The following is a 14,634-nucleotide window of genomic DNA, read 5'->3' on the forward strand; positions in this document are numbered from 1 at the left end:
TTCGACGACTCGCCGACCGCCTCCAGCGGCTGGGCGACGGTGGACAGGGAGGGCGAGAGGATCCCGGCGGTCGGCGAGTCGTCGAAGCCGACCACGGCGACGTCCCGGCCCGGGGCGGCGCCCCGCTCCCGCAGCGCGTGGTAGCAGCCGAGCGCCAGCATGTCGCTGGCCGCGACCACGGCCGTGGCACCCGCGTCCAGTAAGGGCTTCACGGCGATACGGGCCGCCTCGACGTCGCCCGCGCTCTCCGCGCGCCGCCCGCGCGTCGGCAGCTCGTGCCGGCGCATGGCCCGCTGCCAGCCCTCGGCCCGGTCGTCACCGACGCCGGAGCCGCGCGGCCAGCCCAGGAAGGCGATTTTGCGGTGCCCGAGGGCGACCAGGTGCTCCACGGCGGCGTCCGTGCCCGAGGCGCCGTCGACGTCGACCCAGTCGCCGATCTGCCGCCCCGACCACATCCGGCCGAAGCCGACGAACGGCACGCCCCGCTTGGCCAGCCACGCCTGGCGCGGGTCCTGGCGGGCGGTGTTGCTGAGCACGAAGCCGTCGACGTCGTGCTGGGCGAGCAGTTCGTCGTACCCCTCCAGGCTCGGGCCGCCGGGCGGGCAGGAGAACAGCAGGATCCGGTAGCCGGCCTCGTCGGCCGCCTGGGAGAGGGCGTGCAGAAACCGGTCCATGACCGGGGCGGTGTTGCCGCCGGGGGCGGGCTGGATGCCGTAGCCGATCAGCTTGCTGGAGCGGGTGCGCAGCGTCTGCGCGGCGCGGCTCGGGCGGTAGCCCATCTCGTCGACCGCCTGGCGGACCCGCTCCAGGGTCTCGGGGCGCAGCAGCTCCGGCGAGTTGATCGCGTTGGACACGGTCTGCGTGGAGACACCGGCCCGGCGGGCGACCATCGCGAGGGTCACCGGACCGCCCTTCGACGAGGAACTGCTGGTGGAGCGGGGCATACGGGTCTCCGGCCTACGAGTTGCAAGCCCATCCTGAAGGGCTTGATTTGAGCGTTCCAAAGGCATTGTCAGCGCCCTGAAGAGGCCGTTAATGTCTTTTGAACGATCCAACGCTGAGAGGTTCTACTCTTTTGGACACCACTGTCAAGCCCCAGGACACCAACGACTCGGTCACGGCATCCACTTCGGTGGCCGCTGACCTGCAGCCGTTCCTGCACGACGCGGTCGTCACGCTGTACGCGCCGAGCTTTGTGATCTCGCGCGCGGACGGGCAGCTCGGCGGGGGTGCGGACGGCTTCTACCACGGCGACCGCAGGGCGCTGTCCCAGCTGGCCGTCACGGCCGGGCCCATCGCCCTGGCCCCGGTCGGCGGCGGGCTCAGGGGGGCCGACCGGGCGGACTTCCGGTCGATCCTGCGGGGGCTCGGCGAGGTGACGCCCGACCCGGCGGTCACCCTGCTCCGCCGCCGGACCGTCGCCTCCGGGCGGTTGGAGGAGAGCTTCGAGGTCACCAACGCGGGCACCCAGCGGGTCCGCTTCCGGCTGACGGTCACGGCGGCCACGGACCTCGCCCTGATGGAGCGGGTGAAGTCGGGCCACGTCCTGGAGCCGGTACGGGCCGAGAGTGACAGTCACGGTCTGGCGTGGTCCCGCGACGGGTTCTCCGTACGCCTGGTCAGCGAGCCGGCGCCGGACGCGCTGGAGGCGGCGGAGGCGGCGGAGGGCCGGCTGTCGTACGACATCGAACTGGCCCCCGGCACCTCGTGGACGGCGACGCTGCGCTGCACGGCGGCGTACGCGGACGGCGATCAGTTCCCGGCGCCCCCGGCGGACGCCGTACCGTGGCGCACCCCGGCCCTGCGCAGCGCGGACCGCCGCTTCGACCAGTGGCTGGACCAGTCGGTCGCCGACGCGGACCGGCTGCGCCTGATGGACCCTCGGTCCGACGAGAGGCGCGGGGGGCCCACGGGCGGTGTGGATCAGTTCCTGGCCGCCGGCGCCCCGTGGTTTCTGACCCTCTTCGGCCGCGACTCGCTGTGGGCCGCCCGTATGCTGCTGCCGCTCGGCACCGACCTCGCGGCCGGCACGCTGCGCACCCTCGCCCGCCGCCAGGGCACGGCCGTCGACCCGGCGACGGAGGAGCAGCCGGGCAAGATCCTGCACGAGGTGCGGCGCGCCACCCAGGACTTCACGGACACCTTCTCCCTCCCGCCGGTGTACTACGGCACGGTGGACGCGACCCCTCTGTGGATCACCCTGCTCCACGACGCCTGGCGCTGGGGCCTGGCCCCGGCCGAGGTGGAACAGCTGCTGCCGCACGCCGAGTCGGCGCTCGGCTGGCTGCGCGACCAGGCGGACGCGGGCGGCGACGGCTTCCTCAAGTACGTCGACCGGACCGGCCGGGGCCTGGCCAACCAGGGCTGGAAGGACTCCGGCGACGCCATCCGCCACCGCGACGGCCGGCTCGCCGAGCCGCCGATCGCGCTGTGCGAGGTGCAGGCGTACGCATACGAGGCCGCGCGGGGCGGGGCGGCGCTGCTGCGCGCGTTCGGGCGGCCGGGCGCGGACGCCTGGGAGGAGTGGGCGGACGGGCTCGCCGACCGGTTCCGTAAGCGCTTCTGGGTGGAGGACGCCCGGGGCGCGTACCCGGCGGTCGCGCTGGACCGCGACGGCCGGCCGGTGGACTCGGTCACCTCGGGCTTCGGCCACCTCCTCGGCACCGGCCTGCTCAACCAGGAGGAGAGCGCGGCGCTGGCCGCCCGGCTGGCCGGCCCCGACCTCGACTCGGGCCACGGCCTGCGCACGCTGAGCAGCGACTCGGTGGGCTTCAACCCGTACGGCTACCACATCGGTTCGATCTGGCCGCACGACACCGCGATCGCCGTACACGGCCTGGTCAGGGCCGGTTTCCCGGATGCGGCGGCGCCGCTGGCCGCGGGCCTGCTGACGGCCTCGGCGGCCTTCGACGCCCGGCTGCCGGAGCTCTTCGCCGGCCACGGCGCCGACGCGGGCCCGCGCCCCGCCCCCTACCCGGCGTCCTGCCGCCCCCAGGCGTGGGCGGCCGCCGCCTCGGTCCAGGTCCTCGCCTCGGCCCTCGGCCTGGACGCGGACGTCCCGGGCGGCACGGTCACGGTGGCCCCCACCTTCGCCCGGGCGTACGGCCCGCTGACGGTGACCGGGCTCCAGGTCGGCGGCGGGCAGTTGGACGTCGCGCTGGCGGCGGACGGGGCGGTGCGCGTGACGGCGCCCGAGGGACTGACGGTGGTCACGGCCTGACGGTGGTCACGGCCTGACGACTGACGCGACGGCCCGGGGCTCCAGGACCGGGGCCGCCGATGCACACCGCGTGGTGTGCATCGGATCGGGCAGGATGCGCACATGGAGAAGCCGAGCTGCCCGCGGGACGCCGCGCAGGCTGACGCCGAGAACGCCGCCGGCGCCGCCGACACGGGGGACACGGCATACACCGCGGACTGCCATGCGCGTATCGCGTTCGAAGTGCTCGCGAACCGCTGGGACAGCGTCGTGGTCTACACGCTCGGCGCATGCGGCCCGATGCGGCCCCGGGCGCTGGTCGCCCGGATCGGCGGGATCAGCCCCAAGGTCCTCAACGACGCGCTGCGGCGCCTGGAGTACAACGGCCTGATCGAGCGCCGTACGTACGCGGAGGCGCCGCCGCGCGTCGATTACGCGCTGACCGAGGCCGGAACCGCCCTGCTCGTCCCCATGCGGGAGATGGGCGCCTGGGCGAAGCGTCACGCGGACGACGTGCTGGCCGCACAGGACCGGTTCGAGGCGCAGGGGCGCGCCCCTCGCCGTGCGGCGGGCGCCTGACGCCCGGGCCCCGTCCGGACCGTAACTCGGGTGCCCGGGCCGGGCGTCGCCGGTACCGTACCGGGGCATGACAAAACGACTGTCGTCGGAGGATGCCTACGCGCTCCTCTACGAGCTGTGCGTCGACCTCGGTTTCTGCCTGCCACCGCACGACATACGCCGGCTGCGCGAAGCGCCGCCCGCCGACGTGGACAAGTTCACCGACGCCGTCTTCAAGGCGGAAGGGCTGGACCCGGGCGGCGAAAACGGGTGGCTACGGGCTCGGGTGCGAGAGGTCGTCGAACGGCATATGCGCGGCAAGTGACGCTGATTCTTGACGAGTTTTCCGTGGCGAGCCCTCTAAGCTCCCGGGGAGGACCGAGCGCCGACACAACAAAACACACGGGGGCCGATGTGGACGGAAGGATTCCACAGCCACACGACGTCAAGGACTCCGCGGAGTTCGTGGCGGTGATGCGCCAGCTGCGCCAGTGGGCGGATCTGAGCTATCGCGAATTGGAACGCCGGGCCGGGGCGGCGGGGGACGTGCTGCCGCGTGCCACCCTCGCGGGGGCGCTGAACAGGCAGGAGCTGCCCCGCGAGGAGTTGGTGGCGGCCTTCGTCCGGGCCAGCGGCGGTGACGAGGCCACGGTCGAGGCATGGGTGGGGGTCCGCAAACGCCTGGCCGTCGAGGTCGAGCAGGAGCCCTCCGACGCCGAGGGGCCGTCAGCCACGGACATCACCGTGCCGTCACCCACGGTGGAGGCGGAGTCGGTGGCCGAGCCGGTGGCCGCCCACGATCCCGGGCCGGTGGCCGAGGGCCCCGAACTCGTACCCCAAGATCCCGAACCGCTGGCCGAGGATCCCGAGCCCGTGGCCGAGAACCCGGACCCCGTACCGGACCTGGAAAGTTCCCCCCGCACACCGCAGCCAAAGGGGTCAAAGAAGCCGAAGGGGCTGAAGGCGGCCGGGCGCCGCCTCCGGCGACCGGGCGTGGTCATCGCCGCCACGGTCGCGATCGTGCTCCTGACCGCCGCGGCCACGGCGATTCTGCGCCCCGGTGACCGCCCCGACGAGCCGCGCGAGAGCAGCCATACGGAAGCGCCGGCGGCCGCGACCCCCTCGGACACACCGAGCCGTCCCTCGGGCGGTGCCACTTCCAGCGCCGCCGATGCCAAACCCATCGAGGACGAACCGTCGGCCACCGAACCGCGGGAGACCTCGTCGACGACCGCGCCCCCGAAGACGACGGCCCCCAAGGAGCCGAAGCCCACGCGGAGTTCACCTACACCGACGTGGAGCCCGTACGACCCGCCGTCGCTCCCCGACGACCCGCCGCCCTCGACAGAGACAGTGGATCCGTCCGACTTGCCGGAGGAGACCTGCTGGGACGTCACCAACGACTGCACCTGACGCGGCTCAGTCCCTCAGCCGCACCTCGACCCGGCCGTCCCTCAGGACCTCGAGCACCAGGTCGAAGTAGCTGTACGGATCCCCCTGCGAGTTGAGGACCCGCCGCAGGCTCCGCCGCGCGACCTGCGCGTCGCGCCAGACCAGCGTGAACGGCGTGGTGACCCCGAAGCGTCTCGGATGAGCTCAGGTTTTCCTGGGTGAACCTGGGTGGCAGGTCTGCCCCGAAAAGCGGCCGGTGGTGCGGTGCAGGGGTTGGACTCCTGCAGGGGCCGCGTCCGGTCGCCGCTGGATGCGGCGGCGGTGCTCATCGTCTGCGGTGCCTGCCGCCTGTGGCGCCCCTGGCTGGGGCGATTCGGTGGCTGGGGCAGCCGCCCCGCCGGACGCTTGCCGCCCGGCGTGGACCCGGGCGGGGCGGGGACCCCGCGTCGCTGCCTGGGCACGGGGCGGATTCTCTGTGGCCCGCCTCCCTGCGGCGGGCCGTTCTCCCCGTACTACGAGGACCCGGGGGCCAGGACACGGCCGAACTCCCGATCATCGGATCGGAGGAACGCCCAGGAGCACCAGGCACATCAGCGCACCGCGCGTGACCCTCCGCCGAGGCAGTCGTGCAGCGCAGCGGCGTTTCCGCCGAAGCGGCGCAGCCGGAACGGACAGGTCGCACCCTCGCTCCCGCACGCGGTCGAACCAGAGCCGCAGCAGCAGGCCCGCCGCGAGGTACGGATCGTCGGGCGGGTCCGGGTAGCCGTCGGCGCCCTCGATGAAGACGTCGGTCAGGGAGGGGTCGGCGGGGTGGGGGCGATGGCCGATGACCCGTACGTCCTCCAACTGCCACGCGTCGAGCCGTTCCGAATCCTCCGGGCACCGTTCGTCGCCGACGGGCCGCAGCCACAGGTCGCCCAGCGGCCGGGGCTCGTACGGCGCCTTTCCGCTCTCGTACAGCGCTTCGCGCAGCGGGCCCGCGGGGGCGCAGGCCAGGAGCTGGTAGGAGCGGACGGGCGGGTCGACGAACAGGCCCGAGACATCGGCGCAGACGCCCCAGACGCTGTTGTCGTCCGAGTCGGCCAGGGCGAACGCGGGGGTGTCGGCCCGGCCGGCCTCCTCCGACCAGCGGTGCACACGCGCGCCGCGCAGCGCCTCGCTCAGTGCCCCGCTCCGTCTGCTCCGTCCGCTCCGTCCGCGAGTTCGTCGGCGTAGCGCGCCAGCGAGCGGTTGTACATGGGCAGATGGCGGGACAGGGCCGACAGGGCGAGGCCCACCGCCTCCCGCTCCCGCCCGGCGTCGACGAGCGCCAGCGCGAGGAACGCGGCGACGGCGTCGTCGAGTTCGTCGGATTCCGCTTCCCGTTCCGCGGTGAGCAGCGCGACGCCCTCTTCCGGCCGTCCGAGGTTGCGCACCGTGCTGGCCAGCTGGATCACCGCCTGGCGGCGCCGCGGGCCGGTGAGTCCGGCGGCCAGGGCCTCGCGGTAGCGCGGGGCGGCCTCCTCCTCGCGGTCGGTGGCGTCGTAGGCCGAGGCCAGCTCGAAGGACGCGATGGGGTCGCCGGCGGGGAGTTCGGCCGCCAGTGCCGTCATGGCCGCCAGAAAGTCGGCGGGGCCGTGGTCGTCGAAGGCGGTCCACAGGTCCGCGACCCGCCGTTCCCAATCTGATGCCGCAGTGTTCACCGGCGCAGCATCTCAGCCCGGGGCCATCCGTGTCAGCCGCCGAAGACCGCCGTCACCGGGGCGTGGTCGCTCCACCGCTGGTCATAGCTCGCCGCCCGCTCCACCTGCGCCTTCACGGCCCGCTCGGCCAGCCCCTGCGTGCCGACGAGCAGGTCGATGCGCCACCCCGCGTCGTTGTCGAAGGCCCTCCCGCGGTACGACCACCACGAGTACGGCCCCTCGGCGTCCGGGTGCAGCTTGCGCACCACGTCCACGTACGCCGCCTCGTCGTACACCCGGCTCAGCCATGCGCGCTCCTCGGGGAGGAACCCGGACTTCTTCCGGTTGGCCTTCCAGTTCTTGATGTCGGCCTCCCGGTGCGCGATGTTCCAGTCGCCGCACACCAGCACCTCGCGCCCGCCGGCCGCGGCGCGCTCCCGCAGCTCCTTCAGATACGGCAGGAACTCGCCCATGAAGCGCTCCTTCTCCTCCTGCCGTTCCGTGCCGACCTCCCCCGACGGCAGATACAGGCTGGCGACCGTGACCCCGGGCAGATCCACTTCCAGATAGCGGCCGCTGCCGTCGAACTCCGCGGACCCGAAGCCGACCCGTACGCCCTCCGGCTCGCGCCGCGTGTAGACGGCGACCCCGGCCCGGCCCTTGGTGTCCGCCGGGGCGTGCACGGTGTGCCAGCCGTCGGGCTCGCGGACCGGCGCGGTCAGCTCACCGGGCTCGGCGCGCACCTCCTGCAGGCACACCACGTCGGCGGCGGTGCCCCCGAGCCATGGCAGGAAGCCCTTCTTGGCGGCGGCGCGCAGCCCGTTTACATTCACGGTGGTCACGGTGAGCATTCCGGCACGATACGCCAGAAAAAAATCGAACGCCCCGCAGATTCGCATGGATGTACGATCTCTCGCATGAATATTCAGTCCGTCCCCTACGGCCACCCCGACGCCGTCAAGCTCAACGACGAGGTGCAGGCCGAATACGTCGAGCGCTACGGCGACCCCGACCTGACCGTCATGGACCCGACGCACTTCGAACCGCCCCGGGGGCTGTACCTCCTCGCGTACGACGCACAGGGCCGCCCGGTGGCCAGCGGCGGCTGGCGCAGCCAGGAGCGCAGCGAGGAGGGCCACGCGGACGGCGACGCCGAGATCAAGCGGATGTTCGTGGTCCGGGAGGTGCGGGGGCAGGGGCTGGCCCGCCGGATCCTGGCCGCGCTGGAGGACAGCGCCCGGGCGGCGGGGCGGCAGCGGATGGTGCTGGAGACGGGGACCGAGCAGCCGGAGGCCATAGCGCTCTACACCTCGTGCGGCTATGTGCCGATCACCAAGTTCGGGCTGTACCGCTTCGAGGACTCCAGCCGCTGCTACGGCAAGCCGCTGGCGCAGGCCGCAGCGGGCTCGTCGGCAGAAGACGCGACAGGCGCCTAGGAGCGTTCGGCCTTCGCCGACTCGATCTCCCTGCGCACCCGGGCGGCCGGATACCGGGCGACCGGGTAACCGTACGGCGCCAGGGCCCGGTCGGCCGCGTCAGGAGACGGCTCGCGCACATCGGCGACCAGCACGGTGGTGCCCGGCGGGACCTCGGCGGCCAGCATCTCCAGGGCGGCACTCACGCCCGCCGCCTCGCCCGCACCCGCGCCCTCACCCCTGCCTCGGCCCGCGCCCATACCCTCGCGGGTGTCCCGCGCCGCGCCGACGAATCCGCCCTCCCCGAAGCCGATCATGATGCCGAGCGGCCCGCCCAGGAGGCCCACGAGCCCGCCCATCAGGTCGTCCATGGTGAAGCAGCGGGCGCCGGTGCGGTCCACGCAGTCCGGCAGATCGAGCGTCCCGTCCACGGCCCGCGCGATCACCGCGCCCTCGCACAGCACCAGCGTGCCTTCGTCATCCGCGCGGAGCAGTGCGTCGAGCGCCCGAGGGGCCGCTTCCGGCCCCGGAAGATCCATAAACAAGATGTTCTCGGCCATACCCCCACTCTTGCCGCAGACCGGCCCCCACGCACCTCGTGACCACCGCATAAGCAGGGCACACGCGGTACGCGGGGGGGGGCGCCGCACGCGGGGAGCGCCGCCGATCAGCCGTTGGCCGCGAACTTCCGGCTGATCGCGTCGAACACGCCCTTGGCCTCACTGCCCAGATGCGGCCCGGCGAGCCAGGTGTGCGCGTTGGAGCTGATGGAGGTGTTGGACACCAGCGCCGTCTTGCCACCGCGGTTCACCAGCCACCCGCCGCCGGACGAGCCGCCGGTCATCGTGCAGCCGATCCGGTACATCGTCGGCGCGGTCGGCGAGAACGACAGCCGGTTGGCCCGGTCAAGGCAGCTGAACATCAGCGCCCCGTCGTACGGCGGCGCGGCCGGGTAGCCGTACGCGCCGATCGAGCTGACCTGGTTCGCCGACGGCGCGTCGAACCACACCGGGACCGCGGCCCCGACCGTCTCCTGCAGCGACTTGCCGCCGCCGTTCTCCGGCTTCACATGGAGCACCGCGAAGTCGTACGACGAGGCGACGTTGCCGGTGTGGGCGCCCCCGTCGATCCACTGCGAGGAGGTCTGCGACCAGTCCGCCCACCACACGCCGTACGGGGTGACTTCCTGGCTCGCGGCGGTCCCGGTCCGGTTGGCGGGCAGCCCGTTGTCGTTGTACGACGGCACGAAGACGATGTTCCGCATCCAGCCGCCCTGCTTGCCGGAGTGCACGCAGTGGCCCGCCGTCCACACAAGGTTCGACTTGCCGGGGTGGGCCGGGTCCTCGACGACCGTGCCCGAGCAGACCATCGGCCCGTCGGGGCTGTCGAAGAAGACCCTGCCGACCGGCGCCATGTTCTCGTGGTACGGCCGCGAGACCTGCTTGGCCTGGATCGCGGACGGCTCGGGGTCGGTGGCCGCCTGGCCCTGACCGGCGCTCTTGGCGGAGACGGTGTTCGGCGAGTCCTTGGCCTTGGCCATCCGGGACGGCTGCCAGAAGTCCTTGATGACGGGGTTGGCGAAATCGGAAGCCTTGCGGGCCCAGTCGTCCCAGTTCTTCCAGCCGCCGTCCTTCCACTTCTTCAGGTCGTCCAGACTGGTCGGCACCCCGTCCGGAATCTTCAGGCCTTCCTTCTCCTTGGCCTTGTCCCCGGTGGTGGCCGAAGCGCTCGGCTCGGACCCGGCGTTGTCGTCGCTCGGCCCGCAGGCCGTGGCGGTGACCGCGAGCAGCGCGGCCATGGCCGCGGCGGCCGCGGTGGAGCGGCGTATGGATGGCATGGAGCCTCGTCCCCCTGTGTGCTGCTGTGCTGCGCTTGTTGCTTGCGCGTGAAGCCGTCTTCCAACTGCCCCTTCCGGGACAAGCCCCCACTATGCCCGCGCCTCAGGCCACAGCCGTCACCTGGTCCACAGCCCGCACACAACACAGACCGGGTCGGCACGATTCCATGACATCGCTTCGATGCGCATTGACGGAGTGAGTACTCACTCCGTACGGTGGGCGGCATGGCAGAACCACCGGCCCGGCGGCGTGCACCGGGCATGAGCACCGAGCAGCGCCGGGCGATGATCGTCGCGGCCGCACTCCCGCTGGTCGCCGAGTACGGCGCCGCGGTGACCACGGCGCAGATCGCCCGCGCCGCCGGTATCGGCGAGGCCACGATCTTCCGCGCCTTCAAGGACAAGGAGGAGGTGCTGGCCGCGTGCACGGCCGAGGCGATGAACCCCAGCCATGTACTGCGTGAGCTGGCCTCCATCTCCCTGGACCAGCCGCTCGCCGACCGGCTCACCGAGGCGGCCGAGGCGATGCGGGCCCATCTGACGCGCATGGGCGCGGTCGCCGGGGCCCTCCATGCCTCGGGCCACCGCCGCGAACGCACCCCCGCCGCCCGACCAACCGGCGGCCGGCCAACCGGCGCCCGACCAATCGGCGGCCGGACCTCCGACAACGCGCACGACGGCCCCGACCGACCGGCGGACAGCCGGGAGACGTCGATGCGGGCGACCCGCGACGCCCTGACCGAACTCGTCGAGCCCGACCGGCAGGCCCTGCGCCTGCCCCCCGAAAGAGTCGCCTCGGTCTTCCTCGGCATGCTCTTCACCCAGCTGCACTTCGGCGCCGAGGGCGCCGACGTCGATCCGGTGGAGTTCGTCGACGTCCTCCTGCACGGCACCCTCAACCAACCCGGGAGCGGCACATGACCGTCACGCTGAACCACACCATCGTCCCCGCCGCCGACCACCGCGAGGCGGCCCGCTTCTTCGCCTCCGTCATGGGCCTGGAGGAACTGCCCCCAGCGGGCCGCAACGGCCACTTCGCCCCCGTGCGGGTGAACGACACGCTCACCCTGGACTTCATGACCGTGACCGACCCCGAAGGGCACCATCTGGCCTTCGACGTGGACCCGGCCACCTTCGACGCGATCCTGTCCCGGATCCGCACGGCAGGCATCCCGTACGGCAACGACCCCACCCGGCCCGACAACAGCCGGACCGACCACCCCCTTTGCCCCCGGGGCCTGTTCTTCCAGGACGAGACGGGAAATCTGTACGAGGTGATGTCCCCGGCGTGACAGGCCGACAGGCTGACAGGCGCGAGGCCGGCCATGCGGCGGCGTCTCAGGCCACGAGCTCATCCAGATACAGCGCCGCGAGGCGCGGCAGACGGCGGCTCATCTCCTCGTCGTCGTCGAAGTCGAAGTCCTCGCCCATGTCCGCCTCGGAACCGCCGCCCCCACTCTCACCCCGGACGGACCGGTGACGCTTCCACTCCTCGTAAAAGTCCTCCCCGTCCTCCGCGACCCGTTCGAACGCTGTGCTCGCCACGTAGTTGACCTCCTCGTAGAACAAGGCCTCATCACGGCCAGCGGCCCCGGCCTCTATCACGGCCGGGTGCCCCGCGAGGCTGTCAGGGTCGGCGGCCGCGCGCTCGTACCACTCACGGCCCAGCGCGATCAGCCCGGCGCGGAAGTCGATGAAGCTGTCGTCGGAGCAGCCGCCGCCGATGAGATAGGCGGCGGCCCAGACGTCCCACCGATAGACGGCGTCGTGTATCTCGTCGAACCGCGTCTGGAATTCGAGGATGTCTTCCTTCGAGAGCGCGGCGAGCAGGTCGACCAGCACCTCGTCGAAAGGCTTGTCGCCAGGCTTTCCGTCCGGGCCGCCCGCCCGGACGGATTCGATGACGGTCCAGAAACGATCCGTGTCCATGTGGTCGACTGTGCCACGGGGGTCTGACAACGCAGGGAGGACGCACGGTGAAGGTCGGCTCGGCACGTGCCGCCGCGGCCCGGTGGGTGGACCGGTACGCCCGCCCCGAAGCCGGCTTCCGCGGGGCGTACTTCAGCGGCTCGACGGTCGGCCTGCCCGACGACGCCGAGTTGCCGCCGACCTCCGATGTCGACGTCGTGGTCGTCACCGCCGAGGACGATCCCCCCGCCAAACCGGGCAAACTCCGCCACCACGGCGCCCTGCTGGAGATCAGCTATCTGCCCTGGGCACTGCTCGCGCCGCCCGACGCCGTGCTCGCCTCGTACCACTTGGCCGGCAGCTTCCGCACCGACACCGTCATCGACGACCCCACCGGCCGGCTGCGCGCCCTGCACGTCCACGTCTCGCGCGACTTCGACGCCACGCCCTGGGTGCGCCGCAGATGCGAGGACGCCCGCCGCCGGATCGAGCGCGGGCTCGCGGCGATCGACACGTCGGCGCCGTTCCACGAACAGGTGACGTCCTGGCTGTTCCCCACCGGCGTGACCACCCATGTGCTGCTCGTCGCCGCCCTGCGCAACCCCACCGTACGGCTGCGCTATCTGGCCGCCCGCGAAGTCCTCGCCGACCACGGCCGTCTCGACCTCTACCCCGAACTCCTCGACCTCCTCGGCTGCGCCCGTCTGCCCGCCGAGCGCGTCCGGTGCCATCTGCGGGAGCTGGCCACGACGTTCGACACCACCGCCGCCGTCGCGAGGACGCCGTTCTTCTTCAGCAGCGACATCACCCCGGCCGCGCGGCCCATCGCGATCGACGGCAGCCAGGCCCTCATCGACCGCGGCCGCCACCACGAGGCGGTCTTCTGGATCATCGCGACCTTCGCCCGCTGCCACACCATCCTGGCCGCCGACGCCCCCGAGACCCACCAGGCGCTCACCCCGCCCTTCCGCGCCGCCCTCGCCGACCTCGGCATCGCCGCGACGTCCGACCTCCTCCACCGCGCCGAGGAGGTCACCCGCTTCCTCCCCCGCCTCTGGCAGACCGCCGAGGCCATCACCCGCGCAGCGGCGCGCTGATCGCCCAATCCGTATCGAGCCGGTCGGCCAGGGCCCCGGCGAGGGACGGCGCGTACCGCTCGGCCCACCGCCCGGCGAGCCCCAGAAACCCGCGCAGCTTGCCCTGTACGTCCTCCAACAGCCCGTCCAACTCGGCGACGGCCACCTCTACGGGCCGCCCCACAAGCTTCTGCGCCGCCGCATCACGCCCATCCGGCCAGATCCGTACGACCGTCCCCAGGTGCTCGATCCGCGGCGACGGATCATGCCCCAGCCACAGCTCCGCCCCCTCTGCCAAGTCCAGCCACTCGCGCCAGGTCTCGAGGCCGCAGCAGCATCCGGAGCGCACGAGGGCACCGCTGACCGTGTCCCGGACGCACAGCCCGCCCGGGGCGATGGTGCACTCGTCCTCGACCGTCCGCCGCAGGAGCGCGCCGGCGTCGGCCCGGAGGGGGTCGCCGGGGTCGAGGTCGGGGTTGTTGTAGCCGACCCAGACCGCCATCGCCGTACCGACTTCCAGCGGTGAGAGCCCGCCGGACAGCAGCAGTACGCGGTCGGCCGTCGGAGGGGCGATGGGCCACAGGGCGAAGCCCTGGGCCTCGTATGTCTCCAGGGCGGCATCCATGACGATCACAGCGGCGTCAGTCGGTTCAGTCGGAGTTGCACCACAGCAGCACGCCCGGCCCGTCCGGCGTCGTGACGGGGATCCACGCCTCGTCGGCCTCGGCGAGCCGGCCCTCGTCGAGCCGCAGCGGACGCGGCTCCTCGTTCGTACCGTCGCAGGCCCAGAAGGTCACGCCCGCGACGATCTCCCGCAGCTTGGCCAACTCGTCGGCCGTCCACTGGTGATTCCAGGTCCCGGCCCCTCGGAAATGCCCCTCGAACATCTCGCACAGCCCGTCGAGCTCATCGGGCGCGTACACCGGCACCAAATACCCCTCGACCCACCCCTGCCGGCAGGCCGTTCCCCCGTACTGCTGCTGGTAGGACACCCCGGTGGCCGCCTCGACCACCACATGGATCCATTCCTCCGACGCCCCGTCGGGGTCGAGGAAGACAAAACGCTGACCGGCCATGCCCGCAGTCTGTGGCCCCGCGCCCAACTCCTCAACAGGATTTCGGCGGGGCGCTGTCAGTGGTCGGGTGCAGCATGGGCGACATGGCACGTACCGACTCGACCGCCGTCTCCCCACCCGCGTGGGGCGTCCAGCACACCCTGTGTCTGCCCACCGAGGACGCGGCGCGGCAGGCCGCCGCGGAGCTGGCCGCGGGCGGGCATCGGCTGGTCGCGATACGGGCCCATGACCACTTCCGGTCCGATCCGTCGAGCTTCTGGTACGGCAAGCCGTCGCTCGACCCCGAACTGGCCGGCTGGTGGCAGGTGTTCTCGCTCGCGGTCCACTCCGGCCACGACCGCCGGGCGCTGGAGCCGTTCCTCCGGCATGAGCACATACGGATCGCCGGGGTCGCCCGGTCGCGCGGCGGGTTCCATCAGGGCTGCGCCGAGGGGCACGCGGCCACCCTGCAGCAGGTCTTCACCCGGGACGGCCTGGTGCACGAGCGTGCCACGGCCGAGGTCGCCCCGCCC

At 72.5% G+C, this 14,634-nt stretch carries 17 protein-coding genes and 1 pseudogene; 9 read left to right on the top strand and 9 right to left on the bottom strand.

Annotated features, from left to right (window positions below):
• The coding region (locus tag CCN51_RS17715; protein WP_107426002.1) for a LacI family DNA-binding transcriptional regulator at positions 1-944 on the bottom strand (944 nt) is incomplete at its 3' end.
• 131 nt (positions 945-1,075) lie between these two features.
• On the opposite strand from CCN51_RS17715, the gene CCN51_RS17720 reads away from it, so the two are divergent.
• From CCN51_RS17720 to CCN51_RS17735, 4 genes are all read left to right on the top strand, one after another.
• A complete protein-coding gene (locus CCN51_RS17720) occupies positions 1,076-3,220 on the top strand; it encodes an amylo-alpha-1,6-glucosidase (protein WP_014177015.1) in 2,145 nt (714 codons plus the stop codon).
• A 102-nt stretch (positions 3,221-3,322) separates the two neighbouring features.
• On the top strand, positions 3,323-3,778 hold the full coding sequence (locus CCN51_RS17725; protein WP_014177016.1) for a winged helix-turn-helix transcriptional regulator: 456 nt from the start codon (positions 3,323-3,325) through the stop codon (positions 3,776-3,778).
• A 67-nt stretch (positions 3,779-3,845) separates the two neighbouring features.
• On the top strand, positions 3,846-4,082 hold the full coding sequence (locus CCN51_RS17730; protein WP_014177017.1) for a hypothetical protein: 237 nt from the start codon (positions 3,846-3,848) through the stop codon (positions 4,080-4,082).
• Between the two features lie 89 nt (positions 4,083-4,171).
• Entirely contained in the window at positions 4,172-5,170 is a 999-nt protein-coding gene (locus CCN51_RS17735; protein ID WP_014177018.1) for a transcriptional regulator, read from the top strand.
• 531 nt (positions 5,171-5,701) lie between these two features.
• Here the strand turns inward: CCN51_RS17735 and CCN51_RS17740 are convergent.
• Genes CCN51_RS17740 through CCN51_RS17750 form a run of 3 tightly spaced genes read right to left on the bottom strand, consistent with a single transcriptional unit; the run spans position 5,702 to position 7,661 of the window.
• Positions 5,702-6,286 (bottom strand): hypothetical protein, encoded by a 585-nt coding sequence (locus CCN51_RS17740; protein ID WP_014177019.1) that lies wholly within the window; start codon positions 6,284-6,286, stop codon positions 5,702-5,704.
• A 23-nt stretch (positions 6,287-6,309) separates the two neighbouring features.
• Entirely contained in the window at positions 6,310-6,831 is a 522-nt protein-coding gene (locus tag CCN51_RS17745; protein WP_014177020.1) for a tetratricopeptide repeat protein, read from the bottom strand.
• Positions 6,832-6,863: 32 nt separating this feature from the next.
• Positions 6,864-7,661, bottom strand: coding sequence for an exodeoxyribonuclease III (locus CCN51_RS17750; protein ID WP_014177021.1), 798 nt, complete (start codon positions 7,659-7,661; stop codon positions 6,864-6,866).
• A 66-nt stretch (positions 7,662-7,727) separates the two neighbouring features.
• On the opposite strand from CCN51_RS17750, the gene CCN51_RS17755 reads away from it, so the two are divergent.
• Positions 7,728-8,246: a GNAT family N-acetyltransferase gene (locus tag CCN51_RS17755; RefSeq protein ID WP_014177022.1), complete on the top strand. Its 519-nt coding sequence runs from the start codon at positions 7,728-7,730 to the stop codon at positions 8,244-8,246.
• Here CCN51_RS17755 and CCN51_RS17760 read toward each other — a convergent pair.
• Positions 8,243-8,785 (bottom strand): hypothetical protein, encoded by a 543-nt coding sequence (locus CCN51_RS17760; protein ID WP_014177023.1) that lies wholly within the window; start codon positions 8,783-8,785, stop codon positions 8,243-8,245. The genes CCN51_RS17755 and CCN51_RS17760 overlap by 4 nt on opposite strands.
• 107 nt (positions 8,786-8,892) lie before the next feature.
• Positions 8,893-10,062: a trypsin-like serine peptidase gene (locus tag CCN51_RS17765; RefSeq protein WP_014177024.1), complete on the bottom strand. Its 1,170-nt coding sequence runs from the start codon at positions 10,060-10,062 to the stop codon at positions 8,893-8,895.
• 225 nt (positions 10,063-10,287) lie between these two features.
• Between CCN51_RS17765 and CCN51_RS17770 the strand changes: the two genes are divergently transcribed.
• Together CCN51_RS17770 and CCN51_RS17775 are read left to right on the top strand one after the other, a co-directional pair.
• The gene (locus tag CCN51_RS17770) at positions 10,288-10,983 is read left to right on the top strand and encodes a TetR/AcrR family transcriptional regulator (protein WP_043486987.1); all 696 of its coding nucleotides are present in this window, start codon (positions 10,288-10,290) and stop codon (positions 10,981-10,983) included.
• Positions 10,980-11,354: a VOC family protein gene (locus CCN51_RS17775; RefSeq protein WP_014177026.1), complete on the top strand. Its 375-nt coding sequence runs from the start codon at positions 10,980-10,982 to the stop codon at positions 11,352-11,354. The genes CCN51_RS17770 and CCN51_RS17775 overlap by 4 nt, the downstream gene beginning before the upstream one ends.
• Before the next feature lie 46 nt (positions 11,355-11,400).
• Here the strand turns inward: CCN51_RS17775 and CCN51_RS17780 are convergent, their stop codons facing one another.
• The gene (locus CCN51_RS17780) at positions 11,401-11,991 is read right to left on the bottom strand and encodes a DUF4240 domain-containing protein (protein WP_014177027.1); all 591 of its coding nucleotides are present in this window, start codon (positions 11,989-11,991) and stop codon (positions 11,401-11,403) included.
• A gap of 47 nt (positions 11,992-12,038) precedes the next feature.
• On the opposite strand from CCN51_RS17780, the gene CCN51_RS17785 reads away from it, so the two are divergent.
• On the top strand, positions 12,039-13,067 hold the full coding sequence (locus CCN51_RS17785) for a hypothetical protein (protein WP_014177028.1): 1,029 nt from the start codon (positions 12,039-12,041) through the stop codon (positions 13,065-13,067).
• On the opposite strand, the gene CCN51_RS17790 is transcribed toward CCN51_RS17785, so the two are convergent.
• Together CCN51_RS17790 and CCN51_RS17795 are read right to left on the bottom strand one after the other, a co-directional pair.
• Positions 13,045-13,671, bottom strand: a complete 627-nt coding sequence (locus CCN51_RS17790) for a hypothetical protein (RefSeq protein WP_238545649.1) — start codon at positions 13,669-13,671, stop codon at positions 13,045-13,047. The genes CCN51_RS17785 and CCN51_RS17790 overlap by 23 nt on opposite strands.
• A gap of 25 nt (positions 13,672-13,696) precedes the next feature.
• Positions 13,697-14,122 carry a DUF6210 family protein gene (locus tag CCN51_RS17795; RefSeq protein ID WP_014177030.1) on the bottom strand — a complete coding sequence of 142 codons (426 nt, stop codon included), beginning with the start codon at positions 14,120-14,122 and terminating at the stop codon, positions 13,697-13,699.
• 83 nt (positions 14,123-14,205) lie between these two features.
• Here CCN51_RS17795 and CCN51_RS17800 point away from each other — a divergent pair.
• Positions 14,206-14,634, top strand: a pseudogene (locus CCN51_RS17800) (hypothetical protein); the annotation flags it as partial.

Origin of the sequence: Streptomyces milbemycinicus (assembly GCF_002154605.1) — a bacterium.
GTDB lineage: Bacteria > Actinomycetota > Actinomycetes > Streptomycetales > Streptomycetaceae > Streptomyces > Streptomyces milbemycinicus.